The following is a 14,472-nucleotide window of genomic DNA, read 5'->3' as shown; positions in this document are numbered from 1 at the left end:
GGGGTAGCATGCCTGCCATGCCTCAGTCAGCACCGGTTCCACCGGGGCGCACTGTCACCCTTCTCATTCGTTATGTCAGGAGCATACCCGATGCGAAATCATGTTCTGTTGAGCCTTGGCCTGCTGGTCGCCACCACCGCCCACGCCGATCTGGGGGAGATCCCCCGCCAGACCGGCTGGTCCGGTTTTCTGCTGGGCGGGGTCAATGCCGGCAGCCACAAGTCCAACTTCTATGCCGGTGACGACAGCAACAGCCGTATCGATGATCTGGGCTCCCCCGGCCGCGAAAGCGGTCTGAGCCCGCTGCTCAATGCCGATATCCGCTACACCTTCGCCGATACCCGCACCCAGGTCTTCCTCGGCAACCTCATCCAGGACGCGGTGCGCTTCGACTTTACCCAGCAACTCGGTCTGCGCCAGGAGATGGGCGACAAGGGTATCGTCGCCACCTCCCTGGTGTTCAACCTCATGCCGGTGGAAGTGTGGAGCGATCCCTTCGCCACCGGCGTGGATCGCAGCGCCACCGATCTCACCTCGAAAGGGGTGCGCTTTGCCTGGGACAGGATCTGGGGCAGCAACGTCTACGCCACCCTGACCAGCCGGGAAGTGGAGCTCGACGAGGAGCGCAGTGGCCAGCAATATGACCTGACCCACGGCACCCACTACGCCTCCATGCTGAGCCGCAATGGCAAGGTCCACGACCTGGCACTCTCCTACCAGTACCACTTCGGCGGCGACCAGTTGCTGGAGCCCGCCTTCCTCTACAAGGAGGCCCGCCTGGACGGGAGTGCGGAGAGCTTCAAGAACACCGGTCTGCAGCTGACCTATGCCAAGCGTGCCTCCCAGTGGTCCATCGTGAGCAACCTCTACGCCGGCAAGCGCAAGTATGACGAGGCGAATCCCCTGTTCGGCCAGCGCGCCGATGCCAGCGAGTTCGCCCTCAATGGCACCTTCTTCTGGCACAACCTGTTCGGCATCAAACCCCTTGCCGCCACCTTCACCGCGGCCTACTCCAGCGCCGACTCCGACATCGACTTCTACGATGCCGAGGCGCTTCGCTTCAGTACCGGGCTGCTTTACAACTTCTGACCCGTACCAAGCAAGGAGGCCACCCCCGGGGTGGCCTCTTCATTTGCACAACCCTCGACCATCAGATGCCGAGGGAATCCAGCAGATCGTCGTGCTCGTTGCTCGCCGGCGCGGCCGCCGGTGCCGGTTTGGCTGACTGCTTGGCCTGAGCGATCAGCTCGTCGGGATCCACCTCCTCCTGCACGCCGCCATCATGGATCCGGATAAACTCCGTCTTGTCCATGGCCAGCTCCAGATAGAAGATGTTGTTGCTGGCGGTGAAGAAGGTCACCCGGCGGGTCTCGGGATTGTCGAGGTTGGTGTCGACGCTCAGCATCACCTGCTTGTTGAGCGCCAGCATCTTGGGCTGGTTCTGGGTGATGTGGGTCTGCAGCTCGCGCCCCACCTTGGTGGTGAAGCTGCCGACGATCTGGTTCATCAGCTCGCCCATGACGTTGCTCACCTCGTCCGAGGTGTGGGAGATGGCGAGATCCTCCTTGGAGAGCCCCATGCTCAGCATGTAGCTCTGGTAGAGCTCCATGGCCGCGGCGGCGGAGAAGTTGATCACCACCAGCCCGGAGAAGCCGCCGTCAAACAGCACGAAACAGCCGATGTCAGGCTTGAGGCAGGTCTTGCTGATCCGCTGCACCATGCCGGAGAAGCGCACCTGGGTCTGGGTCGCCGCACTCAATACGCTCGTCACCGAATTGCACAGGCTCAGCAGTACGTCCTCTGTGGTCAATACGGCATCATCCTCGGATCTTGTCACTATCATGGAACCTTCCTGCTGATCGAAATAATGGGGCTGTCACTCGTGTCGCCCATGTCACCATGCACCGACGCGATACGCTAACAGATTGCGTGATCCCGGTGCCCAAAGCGCGAGCCACCTCTCACTTGACTGGATTATCAGTCAGAAATGGCTGAAATCCATCCAGGGTAGCCAGACGGGTTTGCCAACTGGCAGCCGCCCCTTGCAAGGCCTGCTCCTCATAGGGAATGGCGGGACAGGCACCCCAGATGGGACCGGGCCAGGCCGCATCCGAGCTGAAGCGGGCCACGTGGTGCAGGTGCAGCTGAGGCACCAGATTGCCGAGGGCCGCCACGTTGATCTTGTCCGGGCCGAGTGCCCGCTCCATCAGGGTGGCGACGGCGCAGGACTCCTGCATCAACTGCTGTTGCTGCTCGGGGGCCAGATGATGGATCTCCCGCAGGTTGGCGACCCGGGGCACCAGAATCAGCCAGGGATACTGGCTGTCTTTGGCCAGCAGGACGCGGCACAGGGGCAGATCCCCGAGTATCCGGGTATCCGCCTGAAGGCGGGGGTGCAATTCAAACATGGGGGCCTCGCTGATCAACATGGGCACATCGGGAATCAAAGATGTGCCCACGTTACTGCAACGGGGAGCAAACTTAAAGGCGCGGCACGGCCCAACCGATGAAGCGCTTGCGAAGCGCGGGGTCCGCCTGCAGGAAAAGCTGTTGCAACTGCCCTTCCAGGGCGCTGGCAGGCACGGAGGAGGCCCGGGGCGTCGCTACGGCGGCCGCAGCCACATCCGCCGCACCGGCGAGCACGGCAGGCCCCTCGCCACGGTTGTACTCCATCAGCCTGGCATGCCAGTCCATGCCGATCTGCATCCCCTGCACCATCATCGTATCCTGGCGCACCTCGAGGGGCTGCCCCCCCGCCACCAGGCCCAGGACAGGGGCCCTGGCGTAGCGTTCCATCCCGGCCTCGTCCGCAGGCACGGGAGCCTGCAGGCGCACCGACTGCCCGCGTGCCTCATAGCGAAGCACCTGGGGCTCGGAGCGAACCTGGCGATCGTTGTCGCTGCTGTTGCGACTCGGGATCACCCCCTCGTAGCGCACCAGCAGTTGCTGCTCTCCGTCGGCCAGCACGGCATGCTGCTCGTCCTGCACCTTGCCGGCGCTCACCGCCAGGATCTGGAAATCCCGGGGCACCTCGACCCTGACCTCGGCCTGCACACCGCCGCAGCACAGCAGCGCAACCCCTGCCCAACCCTGATGACGCTTCATTCCCTGACTCTCCTTTCGCGATGAAGGGCGCAGGGTAGCAGCCCCAGATGACAGAAAAATAACGGGATGCAGGCTCACCCCAGCAGATAATGGGGCCGCTCGGCAAACCACTGGGCCAGCACCTGCTTGAACAGCCGGATCTTGCGCGGCACCCGGCGCTGCTGGGCGTGCAGCACATGGATCGGGTGCAGGCCGGTCTGCCACTCCGTCAGCACGGCCACCAGCTCCCCTCGGGCCAGGCTGGCCTCCACCAGCATCAGTGGACACTTGGCAAAGCCCATGCCCGCCCGGGCCAGTTGCAGCAGGGTGCTGTAGTGGTTGGCCCGCACTCGCCCCTGCACCAGGATGTGCGCCTCCTCCTCCCCCTGGCGAAAGTGCCACTGCTCCCAGTCCGGGTTGTGGCCCTGCAGCAGGCAGGAGCGACCCCCCAGTTCATAGGGAGTGGCGGGGATCCCCTCCCGCGCCAGCAGGGCGGGGCTTGCCACCACCACATCCTTGAGCCTGCCGAGCGGCAGGGCCACCAGGTTGTCGGGGATCAGCTCCATGGCCCGCAGGGCGATGTCATTCTCCCCCTGGCTCATGTCGATCATGGCATTGGTGAAGTTGAGCTCGACCTGGACGCCGGGGCAGAGCTCGGCAAAACGGGCGAGCAGCTCGCTCACCATGCGGTCCCCCGTGCTGACCGGGCAGGTGAAGCGCAGGCGGCCGCTGTCCTCCTCGGTCAGGGCGCGGATCCCCTCCTCCGCCTCCCGGGCCAGGGCGAAGATCTCACCGGCCTGCTGGTGAAGCACCCGCCCCGCCTCGGTCAGGCTGAGTCTGCGGGTCGTGCGCTGGAGCAGCTGGGCATTGAGGGCGGACTCCAGGGCGCTGACATGGCGACTCAGCATCCCCTTGCTCACCCCCAGGGCATCGGCAGCGGCGGAGAAACTGCCCCGTTGCACCACTTCATAGAAACTGGCCAGGTGGGTGATATCCATCATTAGCACCAATATGGAAACAATGGGTTCATCATAAGCGCTTTTTCTCCCTTTTTATCCCGCTATCATCAACTCATCTCAACCAGGAGCGATAGATATGAAGATTGTGATTGTGGGTGCCTCCGGCACCATTGGCGCCGCCGTCAGCGAACTGCTTGCCCAGGATCACCAGGTGATCCGGGTCGGTCACAGCCAGGGGGATGCCAGAGTGGACATGCGCGACCCCGCCTCCATCCGGGCGCTCTTCGAGCAGATCGGATCCTTCGATGCCCTGGTGGTCGCCAGCGGCAGCGTCGCCTTCAATGCCCTGACCGAGATGACGGACGAGCAGTGGCAGGTGGGGCTTCAGAGCAAGCTGATGGGCCAGATAAACCTGACCCGGGCCGCCATTGCCCACCTGAGCGACCGTGGCTCCATCACCCTCATCAGCGGCATTCTGAGCGAGGAGCCCATCCACTGGGGGGTGAGCGCCACCACCATCAACGGTGCCATCGAGCACTTCGTGAAAGGGGCCGCCTGCGAGCTGCCAAGGGGCATTCGCATCAACGTGGTCAGTCCCACCGTGCTGGAAGAGTCCATGAGCAAGTATGCCGACTTCTTCCCGGGCTTCGTGCCGGTACCCGCCGCCCGGGTGGCCCAGGCCTACAAGAAATCGGTACTGGGGGTACAGACCGGTCAGATCTTCCGGGTCAATGGCTGAGCGCTCCGGACAACCCAATGAAAACGGGCCCCGTCATGGGGCCCGTTTTGTCATCTGCGTTGCAAGCGCCTCCCCTGCCACCGGCAAACGTTTGTTCGCCTGCGGCAAAAAAAGCGGTCGGCCTCAGTCGATCAGGCCGTACTGCTCCCGCAGTACCTCGATGAGCTCCTGCTTCGGATTGGCACTGCGTACCAGCGGCTGACCGATGATCTTCTCGGCGATCCCCACATAGGTGCGGGAAATATCCATCATCACCTCGGTGGGCAGCTTGTTGTCACGGGCCAGGGCGAAGCGCTCGGGCATGCGGTTCTTGTTGAGCAGGATGTCCGGATCCGGGAAGTGGTTCAGCAGCCACTGGCGGAAGCCCTCTTTGGACTTCTCGATGATCTCGCCGCCGCGAAGGGCTGCGCCGTCCCAGATGCGGGAGCTGTCGGGGGTGCCCACTTCATCCATGTAGATGAGCTTCTCGCGACCGGCGGCATCGGTCACGTAACCGAACTCGAACTTGGTGTCGACGAAGACCTGATCCAGGGCAGCCAGCGCCTCGCTGATGACGTTGAAGCCCTCTTTGAGCAGCGCCTCGTAGCGGTCGATATCCGCCGGGGAGCGGAAGCCGAAGGCCTGATGGTGGCGCTCGATGTCGCCGCGGGAGACGTTGACGTCGTCCGCTTCCGGCACGCCATCCAGCCCCTTGAGGATCCCCTTGGTGGACGGGGTGATGAGGATCTCGGGCAGCTTCTGATCCTTCTTGAGCCCTTCCGGCAGGGTGATGCCGCAGAATTCCCGCTCACCATCCTTGTAGGCACGCCACATGGAGCCGGTGATGTACTGGCGGGCAATGGCCTCGATCATCACGGGACGGGCTTTTTGCACGATCCAGACGAAGGGGTGCGGGATGTCCAGGATGTGGCTGTCCGCCAGCCCCTGCTCCTTGAACAGCTTGAACCAGTGGCTGGAGATGGCATTGAGCGCCGCGCCCTTGCCCGGCACGCCGTTCAGACCGTCCACCCCTTGCCAGATGCAGTCGAAAGCCGAGATGCGATCACTGATCACCATGAGGGCCAGGGGCGTATCGGCCGGCACATCATAGCCTTTCTCCCGAATGAGCCGGGCACTGTCTGCCGGGGTCAACCAGTAGACGCTGCGCACTTTGCCGGAATGGACAGGTTTATCGGTACGGATCGGCAAATCGTCGTTCACCGCCAATACTTGATCTGCAAGACTCATGGCTAATAACACTTCCTGTTGTGGGACTAGTTAGGCAGGGGCACCAGACCCCTGTCTGTGGGGGATTCACATCATCAGGTACTCAGGCCCGGGGCAACCGGCTCGGCACGCTGGCCCTGCGGCAACCCGGACATAACAAAACAGGGGCGCGAGGCCCCTGTTTCCATGCTTACTTCGCCCCCTGATCGGCCAAGCCCTTGGCAAAGGCCTCGGACAGGCTGATGTACATCTGGGAGATGACACCGGATGCGACAGGTTTCTTGTCCTTGTCGAACAGGGTGATGGAGGTCTTGCCGCCCGTCATCTCGCCGAGCTGGAAGCGATACTTGTCTTCCTCGAGCTTGAAGGGCTCCGCTCCCTTGGCCTTCCAGAACTCGCTGTCCGGCTCGTCGTACTCCACGTCGATCCAGCCCAGGGACTGCTGGGTGTCCTTGATGGTGAAACCATAGGCAGGCAGCACCTGATTGAGGCGGCGCCACACCTGGTCAAACGACCCTTCGGCAATCCAGGCGCTCAGCTCGTTGTTGTCCAGACCCAGCTCCAGCCCCATGCCATCGCTGGACTTGTGCTGTTCACGGGCCTTGAGCTGCTTGTCGTAATAGAGGGAGAACTGGTTCAGGGCGCGGGTAGCATAACGCTGGGCGTCCGCTGGCGTCAGCACAGTGCTGGTCTCGCCGTCGATGGTCTCTTCGTGATCCAGCACCCGTACCGACATCTTGATGGCGTGACGCTGCACATCGTTGCGCAGGGTGAACTGGTAACGCTGACGGATCTTGAAGTCATCGTCATCTTCCGCCCAGCCATCGAGCACCGCTGAGTTGTCAAACCAGCCGGTCTGCAAGACGCCGTCCTGTTGATCCAGCTTCTCGGTGGTGACCTTGTGTTCGGCCAGGAAGTTCATCAGGAAGGCCCAGGTATCGCGCTCCACGCTCTGGGAGGTGCTGAGGGCATAGAAGGCGACGGTCGGCTCGCTGGCATTGGCCACCACCTGGCTGCCGGGCACCACGGTGAGCAACTGGGCAGGCGGACGCACGTCCACCTTGGCCCCGAGGGCGCCCTCACGGCTGCTCTCGGGCAGGGCCGGAATGTCGAAATTGCTGTTAAAGGCGGGGGTACTCAACCCGGCGGGCACAAGGAAGGCGCGGCCTTCGAGGCGGCTCTCTTCATACTCGAAGCCACGGTTGGCCATTTTGCGTTCCTGGGGTGAGCTGCAGGCAGCCAGCACGGCCACCGTCGCGACACTCAGTACCAGGCGCACTGCATTTCCCTTTCCATTTGCTTTAAACACTCGCCATCAACTCCGCAGTCGTCAGTGCTCGCGCCATCGCCGCTTCCCCCTCGGGGGTGAGATCGGTCAGGGGCAGACGCAAGGTCGCCGTCGCCATCAATCCCAGCCGGGCACAGGCCCATTTCACCGGGATGGGACTCGGTTCACAGAACAGAGTCTGATGCAACGGCATCAATCGATTGTTGATGTCATGAGCCTGCCCGGCATCACCGGCCAGGGCAGCACGACACATGTCGGCCATCTGGGGCGCCGCAATATTGGTGGTGACCGAAATGACACCATCGCCCCCTTGCAGCATAAAATCACATCCGCTGGCGTCATCGCCACTATAAAGCGCAAAATCCGGCCCGCACAGTTCGCGCAGCAGCGGAGTACGGCCAAGATCGCCAGTCGCTTCTTTCAAACCTATGATGCCGGGCACCTTGGCCAGACGGGCCACCGTCTCGGGTTTGAGGTCACAGCAGGTGCGACCGGGCACATTATAGAGAATTTGAGGCAGACCACTAGCCTCGGCGATCGCACAATAGTGACGATAGAGGCCTTCCTGGGTGGGTTTGTTGTAATAGGGGGTAACCGAGAGACCCGCCACCACGCCCATGGTGGCGAAACGCCGGGAGAGGGCGATGGCATGAGCAGTATTGTTGGAGCCGCAGCCCGCGATGACGGGAATGCGTCCGGCGGCGTATTCCACCGTCTTCTCAACCACGGCGATATGTTCCTGCTCGCTCAGGGTGACCGACTCTCCCGTGGTTCCCACGGCGACGATGGCGCTGGTCCCGGCATCCACATGATATTCCACCAGCGCTGCCAGACTGACCCAATCGATGTCGCCCGAGGGCAGCATGGGGGTAACGAGCGCAACAATACTACCGCGTAACATGGATAATTCTCCCGATTTTCAGGGGCGTAATGGTAAAGCTGCCCCTTTTGAAAAACAAGGGAGGCACGGGACAAGCCGTGTTACCATCCGGCACAAAACGTATGAATGCACGAGCGCACAAGAGGCCTCACGGCAGGGTGCCGGCACCCGCGGTCAACGCATTCTCAATAATGGACGAGAGACGATTTATGACTCACTACCTGGTCGTAACGGCCATCGGCACGGACAGGCCTGGCATCGTCAATGAGGTGACCCGTCACGTCAGTGGCTGCGGTTGCAACATTGTCGACAGCCGTCTTGGCATCTTCGGCAACGAATTCACCTTCATCATGCTGCTGTCCGGTGACTGGAACAGCCTGATGCAACTGGAAATCAGCCTCCCACTGCGCAGCCAGGAGTGGGATCTCATCACCATGATGAAACGCACCGAGCGCCACCACTCCCTGCAATATGACATCAGCGCCAGCGCAGAGGTGCTGATCCGGGATCAGCCGGGCATCGTAAGTCAGTGCACCCAGTTCTTCAGCGATCACGGCTGGGACATCCAGGCCATGCAGACCATCACCCTGGAACAGCAGCCCTTCAACCTGCTCAAGGCGAACTTTCAGTTGAATCTCTCCAAGCAGGGAGAAGAGCCCGGTTCGAAGACGGCCTTCGCCGATTTCTGTCGTGGACTGGGCGCCGAGTCGTTCGAATTCATCGTCAATCACAAGTACGCCTGACGGCGTTTATCCGAGGAGACCCCATGTCACCACTAGAAGCTGGTCCCCAGGCCCCCGATTTCTCCCTCTCCGATCAGGACGGCAATCAGGTTCGCCTCGCCGACCTGCGCGGCAAGAAGGTGCTGATCTATTTCTACCCCAAGGCGATGACCCCGGGTTGCACCACCCAGGCCTGCGGTCTGCGCGACGTCAATAGCGAGCTGGCTGCCCTCAATGTGGTGGTGCTCGGCATCAGCCCGGACAGCGCTAAGCGCCTGAAAAAGTTCGAGGAGCGCGACAACCTCAACTTCCGCCTGCTGGCCGATGAGGATCACGCGGTGGCCGATGCCTTTGGCGTCTGGGGCCCGAAGAAGTTCATGGGCAAGGAGTATGACGGCATCCATCGCCTGAGTTTCCTCATCGACGAAGAGGGCAAGGTTGCCCATCGCTTCGACAAGTTCAAGACCAGCGATCACCATCAGGTGGTGCTCGACCTCGTCAAGGGGTAAGCCACCAGCGGCATTGTTGCAGGGCTCGCCATGGCGGGCCCTCCTCGTTTCACCACGGCATCAGCCCCCACTCTCTGGCGGCTCACCAGGGCGCCTCTTCCCCCCTTTTCTCGCCAACCTCCCCTCTCAGATCAAAAAATTCATCCTGGATATGGGTTAACGTGACCCCAGATTCATTTTCCAGCGAGACAGCCCATGAACATGAGCCACACCGAACGCCTGATCCTGAGCAACCAGTACGAGATCCTGGCCAAACTCAATCCGGAAAAGGCGGCGTTTTACCAGCGTGCCAGCACCATCGTCGAGCGCGGCTACTGCCTGCAGATCCTCGAGCTGGAGAAGAGCTTCGGCCACCTGGATCTCGCCACCTGCCAGGAGGTGCTGGACACCCTGGAGCTGCACCATGCACTGGCCATCTCCTGGGGCAACCTGGATGCCAGCGCCCGGGCCGATGTCAACGAGAGCCGCCTTGCCTTCAACGGCTACAGCCGCAGCCAGGAGCGGGAACTGGCGGATTACGTCTGCTTCCTGCTGGAAGTGGACAAGCGCTTCCCCGAACTGCCCTGCCCCTGTGACGAGCTCTCCAGCGACATCGCCATGCGGGACAAATACCAGCGCATGCTGACGGTCTGGCGTCAGTGCCCCCGTCAGTACAAGCTCTCCATCCAGGAGATCAGCAAGGTGCTGGCCGCCTGAATGTGAAAAAGGCGCCTGAGGGCGCCTTTGTCGTCAGTCTGACTTCGGAAAGTCATTCGTAGAGGAAGGATTTGTCCAGCTGCTTGAAGGCGGCGTTGAGGGTATCGGCCAGCTCTTCGTAGCGGGGACGGGCCACCAGCTGACGTTGACCGCCCTGCTCGTTCATCTTGCCGTTTATCTCCCGATACCAGGTGGCGAGGGAGGGGGGCAGCCGGGTATCGGCGCGCTGGCCGAGCCAATAGTACCCTTGCAGCGGCAGGCTGAGCAGGAAGAGCACGGACGCCATCACGGAGGGCCAGTAATGAAGCTCGCCAAACTGGAACTGCACCATGACGCTGAGCACCGCCAGTGCCGGGATCACCTTGAGGGCGAATTCGGTGGCCCTGATCACCCGATTCTCCGGGAACATGGAATTAAGCTCGGGACGGCGCGGCCAAAGAGTCATATAATGACGGCCTTGCTGTAATTTAGTTCCAAAAATGTTCATGCTCATGCTACCTCCGAGCTCTTTTCGAACGTATTAACGGCAAAACCTCGACAATATTTGAGAGGCAATAACAAAGGTTGAGGATGACTTTGTTATTTTTCAACAATCAGGTTATCCTTTGTACGCCCATTTTTACGCTGGGGCACGGCCACTGACCAGTCAGGGACGTCTGAATTTCGGGTCTTGTATCACTATACAAGGGGCAAGCAACAGATTGCCAACCCTCATAAGGATAAGTTGATAGTTTTTGGACGCACCGCGTCCGGCGCATCCTCCAACCCAACCCAATCTGCGATAGGATTTATTCATGAGTAAGCTGGTTCTTGTTCTTAACTGTGGCAGCTCGTCCCTGAAGTTTGCTGTCATTGACGCAACCACCGGTGATGACCTGCTGTCCGGCCTGGCCGAATGCTTCAACCTCGACGACGCCCGCATCAAGTGGAAGCTGAACGGCGAGAAAGGCAACGCTGATCTGGGTGCCGGTGCCGCTCACCAGGAAGCGCTGGACTTCATCGTTCACAAGATCCTGCCGCTCAACCCGGAACTGTCCAAGAACCTGATCGCCATCGGCCACCGCGTGGTACACGGCGGCGAGCGTTTCACCTCCTCCGTTCGCATCTGTGATGACGTCATTGCCGGCATCGAAGCCGCCATTCCTTACGCACCGCTGCACAACCCGGCTCACCTGATCGGTATCCGTGCCGCCCTGAAGGTCTTCCCGGAACTGGCCGAGAAGAACGTCGCCGTGTTCGACACCGCCTTCCACCAGACCATGCCGGAAGAAGCCTTCCTGTACGCCCTGCCGTACAAGCTCTACAAAGAGAACGGCATCCGTCGCTACGGCGCCCACGGCACCAGCCACTACTACATCAGCCTGGAAGCGGCCAAGCAGCTGAACAAGCCGGTGGAAGAGCTCAACATCATCAACTGCCACCTGGGCAACGGCGGCTCCGTCTGCGCCATCAAGAACGGCCAGTCCGTTGACACCTCCATGGGCCTGACCCCGCTGGAAGGCCTGGTGATGGGTACCCGTTCCGGTGACATCGATCCGGCCATCATCTTCTTCCTGCACGACAAGCTGGGCATGAGCGTTGCCGAGATCAACACCATGCTGACCAAGGAATCCGGCCTGCAGGGTCTGACCGAAGTCACCTCCGACTGCCGTTTCGTTGAAGACAACTACGACAGCAAGGAAGAAGCCAAGCGCGCCATGGACGTGTACTGCTACCGTCTGGCCAAGTACATCGGTGCCTACGCCGCCGCCATGGACGGTCGTCTGGATGCCGTGGTCTTCACCGGCGGCATCGGCGAGAACTCCGCCCCGATCCGTGAGATCACTCTGAACAAGCTGGGCCTGCTGGGCTTTGACGTCGACCACGACGCCAACCTGAAGGCTCGCTTCGGCAAGGGCGGCGAGATCACCAAGGCTGGTTCCACCAAGGCCCTGGTTATCCCGACCAACGAAGAGTGGGTCATCGCCCACGACGCGCTGGAACTGGTCGGCGCATAAATTAGCTGTAGAGCAAGGCCGCCCCAGGGCGGCCTTTTCCTGATCCCAAAAAATGAACAAGGGGTAATAAGTGGCACGCACTATTATGCTCATCCCGGTCGGCACTGGTGTCGGCGTAACCTCCGTGAGTCTTGGCGTCGTTCGCGCCATGGAACGTCACGGTGTCAATGTCAGCTTCTTCAAACCGGTCGCCCAGCCGCGTCCGGGTGAAACCGGTACCGAGCGCTCCACCGCCGTGATCCGCGCCGCTGCCAACATCAACCCGCCCGAGCCGTTCGCCCTCTCCTACGCCGAGAACATGATCACCTCCAGCAACACCGACATCCTGCTGGAAGAGATCGTGGCCCGCTTCGAAGAGCACGTGAAGACCAGCGGTGCCGAAGTGGTGGTGATCGAGGGCCTGGTTCCGACCGACAAGCAACCCTTTGCCAACAAGCTGAACTACGACGTCGCCAAGGCGCTGGACGCCGACATGGTGTTCGTGACCCATCCGGGCAACGACTCCAGCCAGAAGCTCAAAGAGCGCATCGAGCTGGCCTGCTCCAACTTCGGTGGCGTCAACAACCCGCGTATCGTGGGCTGCGTCATCAACAAGGTGGGTGCCCCGGTTGACGAGCACGGCGTGACCCGTCCCGACCTGACCGAGATGTTCGAAGCGCACCACCACGGCGCCGACACCGGCCACAACCTGGAAGTGCTGCAGGTCTTCGGCAAGAGCCCGCTGCGCATCCTCGGCTGCATCCCCTGGAACACCCAGCTGATCGCACCGCGCGCCAAGGATCTCGCCAAGCACCTGGCCGCCAAGATCATCAACAAGGGTGAGCTGGAAAGCCGCCGCCTGCAGACCGTGACCTTCTGCGCCCGCTCAATCCACAACATGATCGAGCACTTCCGTCCGGGCAGCCTGCTGGTGACCTCCGGCGACCGCTCCGACGTCATCGTCTCCGCCTGCCTCTCCGCCATGAACGGCGTCAAGCTGGGTGCCCTGCTGCTGACTGGCAACTACCATCCGGAACCCCAGGTGATGGCACTGTGCCAACAGGCCATGGCCACCGGTCTGCCGATCATGATCACCGGCACCAACACCTGGCAGACCGCCGTCAGCCTGCAGAACTTCAACGTCGACATCCCGGAAGATGACCGCGAGCGCATCGAGCTGGTGCAGGACTACGTTGCTGGTCACATCGACAAGCACTGGATCGAGTCTCTCTCCGCCAAGTCCACCCGCTCCCGTCGCCTGAGCCCGCCGGCTTTCCGCTATCAGCTGACCGAGCTGGCCCGTCAGGCCAACAAGCGCGTCGTGCTGCCGGAAGGGGAAGAGCCGCGCACCATCAAGGCGGCCGCCATCTGTGCCGAGCGCGGTATCGCCCGTCCGGTGCTGCTGGGCAACCCGGACGAGATCCGCCGCGTCGCTGAACAGCAGGGCGTAGTACTGACCGACCGCGTCGAGATCATCGATCCCGTTGCCGTACGCGAGCGTTACGTGGCCCGTCTGGTCGAGCTGCGCAAGAACAAGGGCATGACCGAAGTGGTTGCCCGCGAGCAGCTGGAAGACAACGTGGTACTGGGTACCATGATGCTGGAGCGCAATGAAGTTGACGGTCTGGTATCCGGCGCCGTGCACACCACTGCCAACACCATCCGTCCGCCGATGCAGATCATCAAGACCGCCCCGGGCTCTTCCCTGATCTCCTCCATCTTCTTCATGCTGCTGCCGGATCAGGTGCTGGTCTACGGTGACTGCGCCATCAACCCGGATCCCACTGCCGAGCAGCTGGCCGAGATCGCCATCCAGTCCGCCGACTCCGCTGCCGCCTTCGGCATCGAGCCGCGCGTGGCCATGATCTCCTACTCCACCGGCACCTCCGGCGCCGGCGCGGATGTGGAGAAAGTGCGTGAAGCGACCGAGCTGGCCAAGGCCAAGCGTCCCGACCTCATCATCGACGGCCCGCTGCAGTACGATGCGGCCATCATGGAGAACGTCGCCAAGTCCAAGGCACCGAACTCCCCGGTTGCCGGCAAGGCCACCGTGTTCGTCTTCCCGGATCTGAACACCGGCAACACCACCTACAAGGCGGTACAGCGCTCCGCCGAGCTGGTCTCCATCGGCCCCATGCTGCAAGGCATGCGCAAGCCGGTCAACGACCTCTCTCGCGGCGCCCTGGTGGACGACATCGTCTACACCATCGCCCTGACCGGCATCCAGGCAGCCCAGGCCGAGTAATCGACCCGCAGTCCGATGCAATGAAAAACCCGCCGAAAGGCGGGTTTTTTTATGGCTCGCGCCCAGAAATGTTGATCCGCAAGATCAGGTCGGGATCCCGTCCGGATCCACAGACAGATCCGCGTTCCGCCCTTGGCAAGGCTCGAGGGATAAGCAAACGCTCACACC

General features: G+C 61.7%; 15 protein-coding genes. 7 read left to right on the top strand and 8 right to left on the bottom strand.

Features of this window, described 5'->3' with window-relative positions; genetic code table 11:
• Positions 1-90 precede the first annotated feature (90 nt).
• Positions 91-1,089, top strand: a complete 999-nt coding sequence (locus tag BN1120_RS14985; RefSeq protein ID WP_039040951.1) for a DUF2860 family protein — start codon at positions 91-93, stop codon at positions 1,087-1,089.
• 61 nt (positions 1,090-1,150) lie between these two features.
• Here the strand turns inward: BN1120_RS14985 and BN1120_RS14980 are convergent, their stop codons facing one another.
• The 4 genes from BN1120_RS14980 to BN1120_RS14965 all read right to left on the bottom strand — a co-directional run bounded on the left by BN1120_RS14980 (position 1,151) and on the right by BN1120_RS14965 (position 4,082).
• Entirely contained in the window at positions 1,151-1,843 is a 693-nt protein-coding gene (locus tag BN1120_RS14980) for a DUF3334 family protein (protein ID WP_029313837.1), read from the bottom strand.
• A gap of 118 nt (positions 1,844-1,961) precedes the next feature.
• On the bottom strand, positions 1,962-2,408 hold the full coding sequence (locus tag BN1120_RS14975) for an HIT domain-containing protein (protein ID WP_039040966.1): 447 nt from the start codon (positions 2,406-2,408) through the stop codon (positions 1,962-1,964).
• Between the two features lie 73 nt (positions 2,409-2,481).
• Positions 2,482-3,105, bottom strand: a complete 624-nt coding sequence (locus tag BN1120_RS14970; protein ID WP_039040950.1) for a DUF2057 domain-containing protein — start codon at positions 3,103-3,105, stop codon at positions 2,482-2,484.
• Positions 3,106-3,179: 74 nt separating this feature from the next.
• Complete coding sequence (locus BN1120_RS14965) at positions 3,180-4,082, bottom strand: LysR family transcriptional regulator (protein WP_042016837.1); 903 nt, start codon at positions 4,080-4,082, stop codon at positions 3,180-3,182.
• A gap of 97 nt (positions 4,083-4,179) precedes the next feature.
• Here BN1120_RS14965 and BN1120_RS14960 point away from each other — a divergent pair, with 97 nt between their 5' ends.
• Positions 4,180-4,782, top strand: a complete 603-nt coding sequence (locus tag BN1120_RS14960; RefSeq protein WP_042016682.1) for a short chain dehydrogenase — start codon at positions 4,180-4,182, stop codon at positions 4,780-4,782.
• A gap of 123 nt (positions 4,783-4,905) precedes the next feature.
• Here the strand turns inward: BN1120_RS14960 and BN1120_RS14955 are convergent, their stop codons facing one another.
• The 3 genes from BN1120_RS14955 to dapA all read right to left on the bottom strand — a co-directional run bounded on the left by BN1120_RS14955 (position 4,906) and on the right by dapA (position 8,177).
• Complete coding sequence (locus BN1120_RS14955) at positions 4,906-6,009, bottom strand: phosphoribosylaminoimidazolesuccinocarboxamide synthase (protein ID WP_042016681.1); 1,104 nt, start codon at positions 6,007-6,009, stop codon at positions 4,906-4,908.
• A gap of 169 nt (positions 6,010-6,178) precedes the next feature.
• Positions 6,179-7,297, bottom strand: a complete 1,119-nt coding sequence (gene bamC, locus BN1120_RS14950; RefSeq protein ID WP_029313833.1) for an outer membrane protein assembly factor BamC — start codon at positions 7,295-7,297, stop codon at positions 6,179-6,181.
• Positions 7,290-8,177: a 4-hydroxy-tetrahydrodipicolinate synthase gene (dapA, locus tag BN1120_RS14945; protein WP_029313831.1), complete on the bottom strand. Its 888-nt coding sequence runs from the start codon at positions 8,175-8,177 to the stop codon at positions 7,290-7,292. The genes bamC and dapA overlap by 8 nt, the downstream gene beginning before the upstream one ends.
• 188 nt (positions 8,178-8,365) lie before the next feature.
• Here dapA and BN1120_RS14940 point away from each other — a divergent pair, with 188 nt between their 5' ends.
• From BN1120_RS14940 to BN1120_RS14930, 3 genes are all read left to right on the top strand, one after another.
• The gene (locus tag BN1120_RS14940; RefSeq protein ID WP_010673166.1) at positions 8,366-8,899 is read left to right on the top strand and encodes a glycine cleavage system transcriptional repressor; all 534 of its coding nucleotides are present in this window, start codon (positions 8,366-8,368) and stop codon (positions 8,897-8,899) included.
• Between the two features lie 23 nt (positions 8,900-8,922).
• Entirely contained in the window at positions 8,923-9,387 is a 465-nt protein-coding gene (gene bcp, locus BN1120_RS14935) for a thioredoxin-dependent thiol peroxidase (RefSeq protein ID WP_042016680.1), read from the top strand.
• A 195-nt stretch (positions 9,388-9,582) separates the two neighbouring features.
• Positions 9,583-10,083: a YfbU family protein gene (locus BN1120_RS14930; protein ID WP_042016678.1), complete on the top strand. Its 501-nt coding sequence runs from the start codon at positions 9,583-9,585 to the stop codon at positions 10,081-10,083.
• A 52-nt stretch (positions 10,084-10,135) separates the two neighbouring features.
• On the opposite strand, the gene yfbV is transcribed toward BN1120_RS14930, so the two are convergent.
• Complete coding sequence (gene yfbV, locus BN1120_RS14925) at positions 10,136-10,576, bottom strand: terminus macrodomain insulation protein YfbV (protein ID WP_039040944.1); 441 nt, start codon at positions 10,574-10,576, stop codon at positions 10,136-10,138.
• Between the two features lie 301 nt (positions 10,577-10,877).
• On the opposite strand from yfbV, the gene BN1120_RS14920 reads away from it, so the two are divergent.
• The gene (locus tag BN1120_RS14920; protein ID WP_010673162.1) at positions 10,878-12,080 is read left to right on the top strand and encodes an acetate kinase; all 1,203 of its coding nucleotides are present in this window, start codon (positions 10,878-10,880) and stop codon (positions 12,078-12,080) included.
• Positions 12,081-12,150: 70 nt separating this feature from the next.
• Entirely contained in the window at positions 12,151-14,304 is a 2,154-nt protein-coding gene (pta, locus tag BN1120_RS14915) for a phosphate acetyltransferase (RefSeq protein WP_041214580.1), read from the top strand.
• Positions 14,305-14,472 lie beyond the last annotated feature (168 nt).

Source organism: Aeromonas caviae, from assembly GCF_000819785.1.
Classification (GTDB): Bacteria; Pseudomonadota; Gammaproteobacteria; order Enterobacterales; family Aeromonadaceae; genus Aeromonas; species Aeromonas caviae.
This window is presented reverse-complemented; position numbering and strand designations above follow the sequence as displayed.

Bases quoted from the DNA above. Each gene is read 5' to 3' on its own strand.
- BN1120_RS14985 (WP_039040951.1), top strand. From the start codon at position 91: ATGCGAAATCATGTTCTGTTGAGCCTTGGCCTGCTGGTCGCCACCACC.
- BN1120_RS14980 (WP_029313837.1), bottom strand. From the start codon at position 1,843: ATGATAGTGACAAGATCCGAGGATGATGCCGTATTGACCACAGAGGAC.
- BN1120_RS14975 (WP_039040966.1), bottom strand. From the start codon at position 2,408: ATGTTTGAATTGCACCCCCGCCTTCAGGCGGATACCCGGATACTCGGG.
- BN1120_RS14970 (WP_039040950.1), bottom strand. From the start codon at position 3,105: ATGAAGCGTCATCAGGGTTGGGCAGGGGTTGCGCTGCTGTGCTGCGGC.
- BN1120_RS14965 (WP_042016837.1), bottom strand. From the start codon at position 4,082: ATGGATATCACCCACCTGGCCAGTTTCTATGAAGTGGTGCAACGGGGC.
- BN1120_RS14960 (WP_042016682.1), top strand. From the start codon at position 4,180: ATGAAGATTGTGATTGTGGGTGCCTCCGGCACCATTGGCGCCGCCGTC.
- BN1120_RS14955 (WP_042016681.1), bottom strand. From the start codon at position 6,009: ATGAGTCTTGCAGATCAAGTATTGGCGGTGAACGACGATTTGCCGATC.
- dapA (WP_029313831.1), bottom strand. From the start codon at position 8,177: ATGTTACGCGGTAGTATTGTTGCGCTCGTTACCCCCATGCTGCCCTCG.
- BN1120_RS14940 (WP_010673166.1), top strand. From the start codon at position 8,366: ATGACTCACTACCTGGTCGTAACGGCCATCGGCACGGACAGGCCTGGC.
- bcp (WP_042016680.1), top strand. From the start codon at position 8,923: ATGTCACCACTAGAAGCTGGTCCCCAGGCCCCCGATTTCTCCCTCTCC.
- BN1120_RS14930 (WP_042016678.1), top strand. From the start codon at position 9,583: ATGAACATGAGCCACACCGAACGCCTGATCCTGAGCAACCAGTACGAG.
- yfbV (WP_039040944.1), bottom strand. From the start codon at position 10,576: ATGAGCATGAACATTTTTGGAACTAAATTACAGCAAGGCCGTCATTAT.
- BN1120_RS14920 (WP_010673162.1), top strand. From the start codon at position 10,878: ATGAGTAAGCTGGTTCTTGTTCTTAACTGTGGCAGCTCGTCCCTGAAG.